Here is a 12484-nt window from a genome sequence, read left to right on the forward strand (position 1 = left end):
GATTTTCAGGCAATGTCCTGATGCTTTGATCCATCTCAAACAGCTTGTCCCAGCGATGGTGATAGTGGCGGCGACGGCTGCCGGAACCGGAATTCGATTCTGTCCTGCGGCGCGCCGGTTCGGGCATGTCCCGACCATGCATCAAGGAGAGAAGAGATGTTGAGCAAGAATGGAAAAATCGCGCATCTGCTGGCGGGTGTCGCGGCGGTGATGGTTTCGGGCAGCGCGATGGCCGGGGATCTCGCGCCCGCGGCACCGGCGCCGACGGCCGAGGAGGCGATTGCCGCGGCGAGAAGTCCGTGGATGCTGCGCGTGCGCGGGCTTGGCGTCATCACCCATGACAGCGGTAGCGTCGATGGCGTGGCGGGTGCCGGGCTCTCCTACTCGGATACGGTGATCCCCGAACTCGACATCAGCTATTTCTTTACCGACAACATCGCCGCCGAACTGATCCTCGGCACGACCTACGCCAGGATCAGCGGCGAGGGTGTGCTGGCCGGGACGCCGGTCGGCAAGACGTGGTTGCTGCCGCCCACGCTGACGCTGCAATATCACATCACCGATTTCGGCGCGTTCAAGCCCTATATTGGCGCGGGCGTGAACTATTCGCTGTTCTATAACCAGTCCGAGAAGCCCGGTTTCACCAACCTCGACGTCAAGAACACGTTCGCGCCTGCGCTGCAGGTTGGTTTCGACTACATGCTGAACGAACATTGGGGCGTGAACTTCGACGTGAAGAAGCTGTTCCTCAAGACGGACTGGACGGCGGAGCTGAACGGCGTGCCGGTCAGTGGCAAGGCCAGGCTCGACCCATGGCTGATCGGTGCGGGTGTCACCTATCGCTTCTGATGGTGCGGGGTGGGCGCTGCCACTTTGACGCGCTGCGTCCGATGATATATACGGATGGCCACGGGCAGGGAGCCCCGGCCGTCCGCAGGCGTTTTCGCCATGGTGAAGCTTCCTTATTCGATAACGGTCATCCCATGTTCTGCATGTCGACGATGGCAACGCGGGCTCCCTTCGCAAACTCCGGCATGCTGAGACTGGAGAACCGTTATGAGCGCTTCCAAACCGCTTCCGTCGCTCGAGGGGCTGAAGGAACAGGCTAAGCGCCTGCGCGCAGCCCTTGAAGGGCAGGGGCAGGCAATTTCCCATTCGAAGGCGCTGGAACTGATCGCCGCGCAACATGGCTTCCGCGACTGGAACACGTTGCATGCGGCGGCCGGAAACCGGCCAGCCTTCAATCCCTATCTTTTAGGGTCCCGCGTCGAAGGCCACTATCTCGGCCAGCCCTTCGTGGCGTCGGTGCTGGGCGTGCAATCGCTCGGCGGCGATCCCGAACGCTACCGGCTGACGCTGCATTTCGACGACCCGGTGGACGTGGTGCGCTTCGAGAGCTTTTCCGCTTTCCGCCAGCGCGTTCACTGCAACGTCGATGCAACAGGCCGCACGTGGGAGAAAACCTCCAACGGCCGCCCGCAGGTGGAACTGCGGTGGTAGCTTGAGCGGAGTGGTGCCTAGAACGTACCCGTAAAACGCGACGTGACGGCAGAGCCGCGATAGGACAGTTCGTCGTCGCGCTCGCCATGCAGCAGGCGGTCGAATTCCACTTCAAGCCTGCTGCTCTTTCCGGTTTCGAGCGAGAGCGTGGCGACCAGCCGCCGCTCGGTGATGTCATAGTTGTAATACATCCAGTCCTTGTGAACCCGGCGCAGCGCAAGGTCGAGGCCCACCTTGTCGGTGAGCTTGCTTTTCATGACGAGCTGCCAGCGCCGATGAAACTCGCCGATCGGATCGTCGGGATCGAACAGTGCGTAATCCTGCGAATAGCCCGTGCCGAAGGCGAGGCTGTCGGAGGCTTTCCATTCGGCTTCGGCGCGAAGATAGGGGCGGGTACGCTCGATCTTGTCGCTGAGTTCATCGCCGGAAATCCTCGTCAGCCCAGCCTCGGCCAGAAAGGCGAGGCGGTCGGCAAGCTTGTAGCCGTAGGCAAGCGAGCCGCGCAGCGTGTTTGCCTCGAACCTCTCGTATTTTTCCTGTTGGCCTTCCGGCACCAGGATGCGGTCATAGGCGACCGTGACACCTGCCTCACCACCGCCCAGCGGCCGGACGTGCTCGGCCTTCAGCGACAGCAGCGCTTCGTTGGCCTCCAGCCGCGTGGGAAGGAAAAAGGCGGGCTTGAAGCGGGCAGTGCCTTTCATCAGGCTGGTCAACCCGGCCGTCAGCGTGGTCTTGCCGCCGAGCGCCAGAACGCCGACGGTGGAAGATGCCTCCAGCTTGTGATCCAGCTGGCGGTAGCCGATATCCTGTTCGGGAAAGTGAAAGAAGATGTCACCGCTGTCGCTGCGCGTTCCGCGAAGCTCAGCCGCCCATTCCAGCCGCTCCGAAAGACGTTTTGTCAGGCCCAGCGTTGCGGTGGTGTTGTGTTCGTTGGCAAAGAGGTAGCGGGGTACGCGCACCTCCTCATGATCGAGCGAATAGCGCAGTTCCGCACCCTCAAGCTCCACCTTGCCATTCATGCCAAGCCCGGCCCGCAGCGAAATGGCGCTCAGGCGGTTGGTATCGCCAAAATAATTCGTGTCGTAGGTCGCACCGGAAGAATAGCTGAACTCCGGACCTTCGGCGCGCACGGAAGAGGCGCAGGCAAGGCCGATGACAAGCGCTACACATCCCCCCAGTCGCATCTTCATCTCCGATGGCTAATTGAGGAATATCTTATATTTACATGGTTAATAATTTTCTCAGCAGGTTGCGATCTGTGTATCGTTTCTGAACGGTGCGAGAGGGCAAATATCTCCGCCACTGTTCGGAGTATAATTAGGTAAAATTTTATGAAAATCTCCAGTATTAATGTTAGTTATTTATTGTAATATTAGGCTTCGCTTGAATTAGAATCCTCTAAATATACAGTTCAATCACGCCAGACGGCGTTGATCAAACTCAAGAGGAGAGTGAAATGATTGTTAAGTTTGCTTGTGTTGCTGCCGCTCTTACTGTCGCTTCCGTTGGTCAGGCCCATGCCGGCGGTCTTCTGGGCATCCTGTCCGGAAACAGCAACAAGAACAGCGCGCTCATCGTCGTATCGCCAAGCATCGACCTCGGCGTCAGCGGTATCCTGTCCAATAACGGGATTCTGAACGGCAACAAGACCGGCATCCTGAATGGTGTCCTGAACGGCAACAAGACCTCCGTTGACGTCATCGACAACAACGACAACGGCAAGAAAAAGCGCCGCCACTAAGAAGCGGTCATCCTGAAGAACTGGGGGCGATGCTCCCTTGAGGGTGGTGACAATGTTCCGGGTCGCTCCATAGGCCGCAGGAACATGCTCTTACTCGTTCCCCCGGCGAGGGGCCAGCACGATCACGTCCCTGATCGCAAGAGTATCTTGGACTGCGCGCTCGCGCGGTTGCTGGATGCCGGATCAACCCTGGGCCAGATCCAGGGACCGGAATGTCGGGAAAAGGGCACTTGCCCCAACGTCATCACTCTCAAGGGGGCTTCGCCCCCTTTTTTCGTTACGGCCATAAGGTTCACCCGCGCTCTTCCGACTGACGCGCAGGCTTGAACACCGCATCCTTTTGGTGTGAAGGTAGGGCTCGCGCCACAGACTTCATTCGATTCCCATGATGCCGAGACACCTTATGCCGGGCGGCTTCGATCGTCAGGCCTATATGATTGCGTTGCTGGTCTTCGTCGCTGGCGGCACCAACGCGACCATCGTGCCGTTCATCGGCTTCTACGTCATTCAGGTGCTTGGTCATCCGCCCGCCACCGTCGGCCTCTACAGCGTCATTGCCATGATTTCCTCGATCATGGGCAGCCGGATCTATGGCGAACGGGTCGATGCCGGAATCAGGATCCGGCCGCTGCTCATGGCATCGATCATCGGGGCGATGCTTGCGGCAATGGCGGCGATGTTTGGCAATCTTCCGCTGCTGGTCGCGATCACCGCGCCTGCCATGGGGCTTGCCAATGCCGCCACGACGCTGGTGTTCAGTTACGGACGCCATCACGGCCGCGAAATGGCGCTCGATGCCGCATCCTACAACGCCTTTCTGCGCGTGATGGTGTCGCTGGCATGGATGGTGCTTCCAGCCGCCGCCTACCTGATCGCCGATCTTGCCGGGGCGAGGGCCGTGTTCGCCAATGGTCTGCTGATGGCGACAATATGGGGTGGGCTGGCACTGGCCGTGGTTCCGCGTGATCAGAGCTGTCCCATGGAGCGGCCGGCAGAAACGGAAGCCGATGGCGGTCGGAACGTGCCGCTGCTTCTGGCGGCCGGGGCAACATTCTGCATGTCCTTTGCCCATTCGCTGTGTGCCTCGGCGCTGCCCGTTTTTCAGGTGCGCGAGGTGGGCTTTCCGGATTACGTGCCCGGCCTGTCGCTCAGCGTCAAATGCGCGATGGAGGTGCTGCTGATCCTGCTTGCGCCGAAGATCATGCGCAGGGTCAGCGCCCGCGTCATTCTGGCGGGTGCGGCGGTGGTGGCCATCATCGCCTTCAACATCATCGCGTCGGTGCAGAGCCTGCCCGGCATGGTGTTCGGCGCGGCGATGGAGGGCGCCTATTACGGCCTGTTCGCCGGAACCTCGCTGACCTTCCTTCAGGGATTTTCCCGAGGACGCATGGCGCGGGCGACGGCGCTCTACATGAACTCGATCTTTCTGGCGAGCCTGTTTGCCGTGCCGCTGATGGGCCTCATCGCGCAATATGCGAGCTTCGGGCTCGCCATCCGGCTTGCCTCGGCGGGTGCCGGTGCTGCCCTGCTGATGTTGTTTCTAACGCGTCGTCAGGTGACGGCGTAAGGTGCGGTCAAGCACGGAGTTCCCTCATTCCTGTGACGAGCACAGGAATGAGGGAAAACGTTGTTAAGCGCGCTGCAGACAAGGATTGAAGCGCTCTGATCCTCACGCCGAAATGTCGATGACGCCGCAGTCGCCTGCTTCAGAGGCGAAGGACAGAAGCTTGCCGGTGGCGCTCCAGTCCATGGAGGTGATGGCCCCCTTGCCGGGGCGGCGCAGCAAGGCTTCCTTGCCGTCTACCACGCGCACGCCGAGGATCATGCCATCGATAAAACCGATGGCCAGAACCTCTTCGGCCGGATGGAAGGCAACGGTGGTGACCATGATGTTGGCGCGGGTGCCCAGCTCCAACGGCGCCTTGCCCATCGGACCATCCTTGCCCGCAAAAGGCCAGACGATGGCGGCGGGTGCGCCGGATGAGGCGAGCCATTTGCCCTTCGGCGACCAGGACAGCGATTTGACTTTGGAGGGATATCCCGTCATGCGCATGTGGCGGGCTTCCATGCCACCCTTGGTGGCTTCCATCTTCCAGCCGTGCAGGGCGTTTTCCTGCATGGTGGTGACGAGGAACTTGCCATCCGGTGAGAAGGTGACGCCGGTATGGGCGCCTTTCCATTCCAGATCGACAGGATCGCCAGCGGTGGCCACCCAATGCAGCGTCACGCCGTTGTAGCGCGCCACCGCAATGCGCATGCCCTTGGGAGCGAATGCGATGGCCTCCACCGTACGCTCTTCCTTGAATTCCTTGACCGTTCCATCCGACAGGCGCACGAAGCTGGACTTGCCGACGCCGTAGGCAACCGCCTTCTGCGGTCCACCCGCGACGACGCTGATCCACTTGCGCGGCACGTTCGCCAGTTCGGAAAGCGAACCATCGTGGCCGATGCGCAGCACGCGGCCATCCTCGCCGCCGGAAATGAGCGTGGCGCTGTAGGGGTCGCGGATGCAGGTCAGAAGCCCCTGATGCGCCTCTGTGACCTTTTCTCCGCCATCCAGACGGTGAATGGTGCCGGCAGCAGTGGCGAAAAGTGGAATGTCGCCGAGAAAATGGGTCGAGACCACGTGGCCTTCGATATCAAGCGGGGCAACAGTCGGCATGGGGAGAATGTCTTTCTTGTGTGGTTGCTTGCTCTGGTTCTGGCCAGAATGGATAGTTTCAGCAAGGAGCGTTCCTCGCGACGTCATGGCCGGGCTTGCCCCGACCATCCATATGTTCCGGTAATGGCTCCTCGGGTCAAGCCCGAGGATGACGTGGAGATCGTCGTGACGGGATCAGGTCCGGCATGACGGGGCCGTGAACGGCTCAGGCCGTGGCTTCGCAGGCGTGAAAACTCTTTTCGAGCTTCTCGCGGTCGAGGTTGCGGCCGATGAAGACGAGGCGCGTTTCACGCTTTTCGTCTTCCTTCCACGGACGCTGGTGATCGCCTTCGATGATCATGTGCACGCCCTGCACGACGTAACGCTCGGCGTCGCCCTTGAAGGCGATGATACCCTTGAGGCGCAGGATGTTTGGGCCATCCGTCTGCGTGACTTTCTGGATCCATGGGAAGAAACGATCCGGGTTCATCTCGCCGCCACGGAACGAGATCGATTGCACCGTCACGTCATGGATCGGTGAAGGCGCGCCATGATGGTGGTGGTGATCGTGTCCATGGTCGTGATGATGGTGGTCGTGATCATGGTGGTGATGATCGTGTCCATGGTCATGATCGCAATCTGGGCCGCAGACGTGATCCTCATGGCCATGCTCGAGGAAATGCGGATCGTTTTCCAGAGCGCGCTCGAGATTGAAAGCACCCTGATCCAGCACGCGGGCAAGGTCGACACCCGAACGGGTGGTCTTGTAGATGCGGGCCGACGGGTTGATGGCGCGTACGATATCTTCGATGCGGGCGACTTCTTCCGGCGTGACGAGATCGGTCTTGTTGACGACGACGACATCGGCAAAGGCGATCTGGTCTTCGGCTTCGCGGCTGTCCTTCAGGCGCAACGGCAGGTGCTTTGCATCGACCAGCGCCACAACGGCGTCAAGCTCGGTCTTGGCGCGCACGTCGTCATCCATGAAGAAGGTCTGCGCAACCGGAACCGGATCGGCAAGGCCGGTGGTTTCGACGATGATCCCGTCGAAACGGCCGGGGCGACGCATCAGACCTTCCACGACGCGGATCAGGTCGCCGCGCACGGTGCAGCAGACGCAGCCATTGTTCATTTCGTAGATTTCTTCGTCCGACTCGACGATCAGGTCGTTGTCGATGCCGATCTCGCCGAACTCGTTGACGATGACCGCATATTTCTTGCCGTGGTTTTCGGACAGGATGCGGTTGAGAAGGGTCGTCTTGCCAGCGCCGAGATAGCCGGTCAGCACGGTGACTGGAATGGGCTTGGCTGTTGCTGTTTCGGTCATGGAAACCTCGTGTCAAAACAGGCCCGGCGAGACCGGGCGGAAAGTGTTGCCGTCCATATAGGCGTGTGGCCGGGGCAGTTCAAAGAGATTCTGATGAAGTTTTTCAAATCTTGTTATGAAATAACGTTATGTCAAACGCGTTGATGTCTTCCAGCAGCTCCACAAAGCCGTTCACCGCGTGGGCGATGAGCCTTTCGCCTTTTTCCGCAGTGGCCGCGGCGGCGTTGCCTGCCACGCCGTCGTCATTCAGATCGCGCATCATCCAGCCGAATGCATGTGGGCCATAAGCGCGCAGATGTTTGAAAATCTTCGCGAAATCCGCCTGACGGGACGGGAAGGAGCGTGCTTTGCCCATATCCACCCTGTCCGGATAAAGCGCCAGCATGACGGATGTTTCGATATCTCCGCCGTGGATGTCGAAGGTCTTGTCTTCCGGCCGGACGATTTCCGGGGGTATGCCGAAGCGGGTCCAGCTTGTCGCCACCGCCAGCATGCCAAAGCGCACACGCGCCTCGGTCGCCACGATGGTCAAGAGCGGTGAGTTGCCGCCATGGGCGTTCAGCATCACGAACTTGCGCACGCCCTTGTCGTATTCGGCTTCAGCGATGCTGAGCCAGCGCTCCACCGCCTCGTCGTAACGCAGCGATCGGGTGCCCGGCACATCAATGTGCTCGATGGAATAACCGACCGGCTCCACCGGCAGGAAGGAAACGGGCAGCGTTTTCGGCAGTGCCGCGCCAAGGCGCGAGACGATGCCTGCGGCAATCAGCGTGTCCGTTTCGAAGGGCAGATGCGGGCCGTGCTGCTCATACGCACCAAGGGGCAGAACCGAAATGGTGGCGCTTGCAGGAAGATGCCGGTCTGTTACGTTTTCGTCGTGATATTGCGTGTATGTGTTTGGCATCTGGCGATCCGGGCGTGCATTCGTTAAGGATTTCCAGCAACATATATCGGTTCCGCCATTCGACAAAAAGGCATCTCCGGCATGAGCAAGGACAAAAGCGGCCAGAAGGACAAAAGCGCCAAAAAGGAAAAGGGCAGCAAGAAGTCCCGTGACGGCAAGAAGAAGGACGAGCTTTTCAATCCGGAAGAGTTGGCGCAGTCCATCACACAAGCCGCGCGGTCCATGCGCACTGCGCTCAGCCACAGCCTGTCGGAAAGCGGGCTTTATGCGGGGCAGGACGGCGTGATACTCGCTCTGGCGCAGGAAGGCAGCATGAGCCCCGGCCAGATCGCCCAGAAACTTGGCGTGAAAGCACCGACCATGACGCGCACCATCGGTCGTATGGAAGCGCAGGGTTTCGTGGAGCGCAGCGACGATGACGGCGATGGCCGCGTGACGCTGGTGAAGCTGACGGAAACCGGACAGAAAAGCGTCGAACACATCAGCGCCTCCATCGCGGCGTGCGGAGCAAAGGCCGTGGAAGGTCTTTCGGCCAAGGAAATCCGCACCATCGTCAAGCTGATGCGGGCCATCGATGCCAATCTACAGGCGGCCGATCCGCAGGATTGAAATTTTAAACAATAATTATTTGTTGGCGGCTTTTTTCTTAAACGGGTTGCGGGTTTTGTTTAAATTGTTTAATTGCGATTTAAACAAAGCCGTCTGTTGACGACATGCCCGTGGAGGAATGCCGTGGCCCAAAAGGTCAAACTGTCGACGATTGCCGAAAGCCTTGGTCTTTCCACCGCCACCATTTCCCTTGCCCTTCGCGACAGCCCGCTGGTTGCCTCCGACACACGGGAGAAGATCAAGGAACAGGCCCGCGCGCTGGGTTACATCTACAACCGTCGCGCCGCCAGCCTTCGCACCTCGCGCTCCGGTATCGTCGGCGTCGTTTTCCATGACGTGATGAACCCGTTCTACGGCGAAATTCTCAAAGCTATCGAAAGTGAACTCGACCGCAGCCGCCAGACCTTCATTCTGTCGAACCATTACGATTCGGTCGAAAAGCAGCGCACCTTCATCGAGACGCTGCTGCAACTCGGCTCCGACGGCATCATCATGTCACCCGCCATCGGCACACCGATCGAGGACATGAAGCTGGCCGAAGAAAACGGCATGCCTGCCATTCTCGTGGCCCGCTCCATGGACGGCGTGGACATGCCGACCTATCGCGGCGACGACAGCTACGGCATTTCGCTGGCCACCAACCATCTCATCAGCCTTGGTCACCGTACCATCGCCATGGTCGGCGGCACCGACCAGACATCGACCGGCCGCGACCGTTACCAGGGTTATGTCAATGCGCTGCGCAAGGCGGGCATCGAGGTTGATCCGAACCTGCGCATTCCCGGTCCGCGCTCCAAGCAGGGTGGTTTCGAGGCGGCGCTGAACTTCCTCTCCCTGCCGCAGAAGCCGACCGCTGCCGTCTGCTGGAACGATCTGGTCGCCATCGGCCTGATGAACGGCATTTCCCGCGCCGGGCTTGTGCCGGGGGTCGATGTTTCCGTGACCGGTTATGACGACCTGGAAGAAGCGGCTATCGCCACGCCAGCGCTGACAACGGTGTCGAACGGACAGGCCGAAGTCGGGCGTCTGGCGGCGCGCGCGCTGCTCGACAGGCTGGCGGGCAGCCACGAGCCTGATGGCGTGCACCTGATCAAGCCGGAAATGCGCATCCGCCAGTCTACCGGGCCGGTTCGCCCGCGGGTTTGAGCCGCAATCCGGCTTGCTCGCCCTGCTGCGCGGACACAAAACCCTTCGACGCGCCTGCGCGACAATCTGATGCCGGAGCGGGTTTCGGCATGGCTTGGCAGTTCTATGAAAAACGGCATGAAAAATGCTGTTTAACCCATTGTATTTGCGTATGGACCTTTTCATTGCCGCCAAGCTTTGAAAAGATCGCTCCCGATATCCAAGGAATCAGGAGGAATATCCGCACATGTCAGAGAAGAAGGCCGTCGTTCTCGTTCCGGGCAAGATCAATCCGCGTGTTCTCGAACGCCTTGACGGGAAGGCCGAGATCATCGCCGTGCCCGCAGGGCCGGAGCCGGTGCTGCCGGAAGGTGCGGCTGAGCGCATCAATGCGATTGCCGTTTCCGGTGTCGCCAACGCCAAGTGGATCGATGCGCTGCCCAAGCTCGAAATCATCGCGAATTTCGGTGTCGGTTACGATGGCGTCGATGCCAAGCACGCGGCCACGCGTGGCGTTGTCGTGACGAACACGCCGGACGTGCTGAACGATGAAGTCGCCGATACGACGATTGCCCTGCTCATCAACACCGTGCGCCGCCTCTATCAGGCTGAAAGCTGGCTGCGTGACGGGAAATGGGTTGGCGAGGGGCCGTTCGCGCTTTCGCCCTTTTCGCTGCGCGGCCGCAAGGTCGGCCTTTTCGGCATGGGCCGCATCGGACAGGAAATCGCCAAGCGCCTGGAACCGTTCAAGGTGGAGATCGGCTATCATACGCGCAGCAAGCGTGACGGTCTGTCCTACACCTATTACGGCTCGCTGAAGGAGATGGCGCAGGTGGTCGATACGTTGATCTGCATCGTGCCGGGTACGCCGGAAACGCACAAGGCGATCAATGCCGAGATCTTCAAGGCACTCGGGCCGCAGGGCGTCTTCATCAACGTCGGACGTGGCTCCAGCGTGGACGAGGATGCGCTTCTGGCGGCGTTGAAGGATGGCACGCTGGGTGCGGCCGGTCTTGACGTGTTCTACGCCGAGCCGAAGGTGCCCGACGCCTTCCTGTCGCTGCCGAACGTCTCGCTGCTGCCGCATGTCGCCTCGGCCTCGATCCCGACGCGCAACGCCATGGCCGATCTCGTCGCCGACAACATTCTCGGCTGGTTCAAGGACGGTAAGGTGCTGACGCCGGTGCCGGAAACACCTATCAAATAAGCGCACGGCAAAAGCAGATGCAAGGGTGAAGAGCCGATGGCGGTGGATAAAACGATACCGGAAGATGACGGGCAGGCCGCCCATCTGCCGGGCACTCCCTTGCCTTAAGTGACGCTCACCGCCACGGATGGCAAGCCCGTTCATCTCAGTGATCTCAAAGCGTTGACGGTCATCTATATCTATCCGATGACCAGCAGTCCGAATGGGCCTGCCGTCGATAGCTGGGCGGAGATACCCGGTGCGAAGGGGTGCACGCCACAGTCCTGTTCGTTCAGAGATCATTTCGCCGAGTTGAAGGCGCTTGGCGTCGCGCATCTTTACGGCGTGTCCGTACAGGATACGGACTATCAACGGGAGGCGGCAGAGAGGTTGCATCTGCCTTTTCCGCTGCTTTCAGATGAAAACCGGCAATTTCAACAGGCTTTGAGGTTGCCGGTTTTTGAAGCTGGCGGCATGACATTGCTGAAACGTCTGACGCTGATCGCTTCCGACGGAAAGATCCGGCATGTGTTCTATCCGGTTTTCCCGCCAGAAAAGAACGCAGACGATGTTATCGACTGGCTGAAAAGCGCGCATTCGAAAGCATCTGGCTAGCCGGTATCACGCCTTGCTGGCCTGATACTCCCTCACAGCCTTGCCGAAGGCTTCGAATAGGGCGCGGGACGGAGCATCCGTCTCCGCCCAGTATTCCGGGTGCCATTGCACGCCAACCGCAAAGCCCCGCGCATCGATGACAGATACGGCTTCAATGGTGCCGTCTTCCGCCGTCGCTTCCACCTGAAGGCGCGGCGCTGTCTCGGCTATGGCCTGACGGTGCAGTGAGTTGATCTGGATTTCGCCTGACACGCCGAGATGCTGGGCAATGCACGAGCCTTCACGCACATGCACCGGCTGGCGGATGGCGAAAGCCACGTCGCGGTCGTCGTGCTCCGGCTTGCGGTGATCCCAGACGCCGGGTTGTTCCTGAATTTCCGACGCCAGCGTGCCGCCGAGCGCCACGTTCAGCTCCTGAATGCCGCGGCAGATGGCCAGCATGGGAATACCGCGTTCGAGGGCGCGGCGGATCAGCGGCAGGCTGGTGGCATCGCGTGCCGGATCGAACGGGCCGTCGCTTTCCTGCGCTTCTTTTCCGTAAAGGGAAGGGTGCACATTGGTCGCAGAGCCCGACACCAGAAGGCCATCGACGCGATCCAGAATTGCGTCGATATCGTTGCCGTCCTCGAAGGCCGGGATGATGAAGGACATCACGCCCGCTACTTTCAGCGCGGCGGAGACGTACTGGTTCTGTGCTGCGTGCCAGTCGGCTCCGGTGAAATGCCGGATATCGGCGGGGACGGCGATGATGGGTTTCGACATGATGGCTCCGGCAAGAATCTGCGGCACTATGTGCGACTGCCCTCACGGCAAGTCAAGCGGGCCTTCGTCTAGCG

The 12484-nt window shown here is 60.2% G+C and carries 13 protein-coding genes; 8 read left to right on the forward strand and 5 right to left on the reverse strand.

The annotated features are described in order from the left end of the window. Positions 1 to 156: 156 nt before the first annotated feature. Together N7578_RS08230 and N7578_RS08235 are read left to right on the forward strand one after the other, a co-directional pair. Positions 157 to 849, forward strand: a complete 693-nt coding sequence (locus N7578_RS08230; RefSeq protein WP_311109786.1) for an OmpW family protein — start codon at positions 157 to 159, stop codon at positions 847 to 849. A 207-nt stretch (positions 850 to 1056) separates the two neighbouring features. Then, positions 1057 to 1500, forward strand: coding sequence for a glyoxalase superfamily protein (locus N7578_RS08235; protein ID WP_311109787.1), 444 nt, complete (start codon positions 1057 to 1059; stop codon positions 1498 to 1500). Positions 1501 to 1517: 17 nt separating this feature from the next. Here the strand turns inward: N7578_RS08235 and N7578_RS08240 are convergent, their stop codons facing one another. Beyond that, on the reverse strand, positions 1518 to 2684 hold the full coding sequence (locus N7578_RS08240) for a hypothetical protein (RefSeq protein ID WP_311109788.1): 1167 nt from the start codon (positions 2682 to 2684) through the stop codon (positions 1518 to 1520). A 272-nt stretch (positions 2685 to 2956) separates the two neighbouring features. Here N7578_RS08240 and N7578_RS08245 point away from each other — a divergent pair, with 272 nt between their 5' ends. Both N7578_RS08245 and N7578_RS08250 read left to right on the forward strand, forming a co-directional pair. After that, complete coding sequence (locus N7578_RS08245) at positions 2957 to 3241, forward strand: hypothetical protein (RefSeq protein ID WP_311109789.1); 285 nt, start codon at positions 2957 to 2959, stop codon at positions 3239 to 3241. A 403-nt stretch (positions 3242 to 3644) separates the two neighbouring features. Beyond that, the gene (locus N7578_RS08250) at positions 3645 to 4808 is read left to right on the forward strand and encodes an MFS transporter (protein ID WP_311110089.1); all 1164 of its coding nucleotides are present in this window, start codon (positions 3645 to 3647) and stop codon (positions 4806 to 4808) included. Positions 4809 to 4910: 102 nt separating this feature from the next. On the opposite strand, the gene N7578_RS08255 is transcribed toward N7578_RS08250, so the two are convergent. The 3 genes from N7578_RS08255 to N7578_RS08265 form a co-directional block, all read right to left on the reverse strand. Beyond that, positions 4911 to 5903: a WD40 repeat domain-containing protein gene (locus N7578_RS08255; protein WP_311110090.1), complete on the reverse strand. Its 993-nt coding sequence runs from the start codon at positions 5901 to 5903 to the stop codon at positions 4911 to 4913. A gap of 205 nt (positions 5904 to 6108) precedes the next feature. Further along, on the reverse strand, positions 6109 to 7209 hold the full coding sequence (locus tag N7578_RS08260; RefSeq protein WP_311109790.1) for a GTP-binding protein: 1101 nt from the start codon (positions 7207 to 7209) through the stop codon (positions 6109 to 6111). A gap of 103 nt (positions 7210 to 7312) precedes the next feature. After that, a complete protein-coding gene (locus N7578_RS08265) occupies positions 7313 to 8113 on the reverse strand; it encodes a creatininase family protein (RefSeq protein ID WP_311109791.1) in 801 nt (266 codons plus the stop codon). A gap of 81 nt (positions 8114 to 8194) precedes the next feature. On the opposite strand from N7578_RS08265, the gene N7578_RS08270 reads away from it, so the two are divergent. The 4 genes from N7578_RS08270 to N7578_RS08285 all read left to right on the forward strand — a co-directional run bounded on the left by N7578_RS08270 (position 8195) and on the right by N7578_RS08285 (position 11648). After that, positions 8195 to 8722, forward strand: coding sequence for a MarR family transcriptional regulator (locus N7578_RS08270; RefSeq protein WP_311109792.1), 528 nt, complete (start codon positions 8195 to 8197; stop codon positions 8720 to 8722). A 123-nt stretch (positions 8723 to 8845) separates the two neighbouring features. Continuing rightward, the gene (locus tag N7578_RS08275; RefSeq protein WP_311109793.1) at positions 8846 to 9868 is read left to right on the forward strand and encodes a LacI family DNA-binding transcriptional regulator; all 1023 of its coding nucleotides are present in this window, start codon (positions 8846 to 8848) and stop codon (positions 9866 to 9868) included. Positions 9869 to 10094: 226 nt separating this feature from the next. Continuing rightward, entirely contained in the window at positions 10095 to 11054 is a 960-nt protein-coding gene (locus N7578_RS08280; protein ID WP_311109794.1) for a 2-hydroxyacid dehydrogenase, read from the forward strand. A gap of 108 nt (positions 11055 to 11162) precedes the next feature. Then, on the forward strand, positions 11163 to 11648 hold the full coding sequence (locus tag N7578_RS08285) for a peroxiredoxin (protein WP_311109795.1): 486 nt from the start codon (positions 11163 to 11165) through the stop codon (positions 11646 to 11648). Positions 11649 to 11654: 6 nt separating this feature from the next. Here N7578_RS08285 and N7578_RS08290 read toward each other — a convergent pair whose 3' ends face one another. Further along, entirely contained in the window at positions 11655 to 12410 is a 756-nt protein-coding gene (locus N7578_RS08290; protein WP_311109796.1) for a gamma-glutamyl-gamma-aminobutyrate hydrolase family protein, read from the reverse strand. Between the last annotated feature and the right edge of the window lie 74 nt (positions 12411 to 12484).

Origin of the sequence: Agrobacterium tumefaciens (assembly GCF_031801495.1) — a bacterium.
Taxonomy (GTDB): Bacteria; Pseudomonadota; Alphaproteobacteria; order Rhizobiales; family Rhizobiaceae; genus Agrobacterium; species Agrobacterium tumefaciens_K.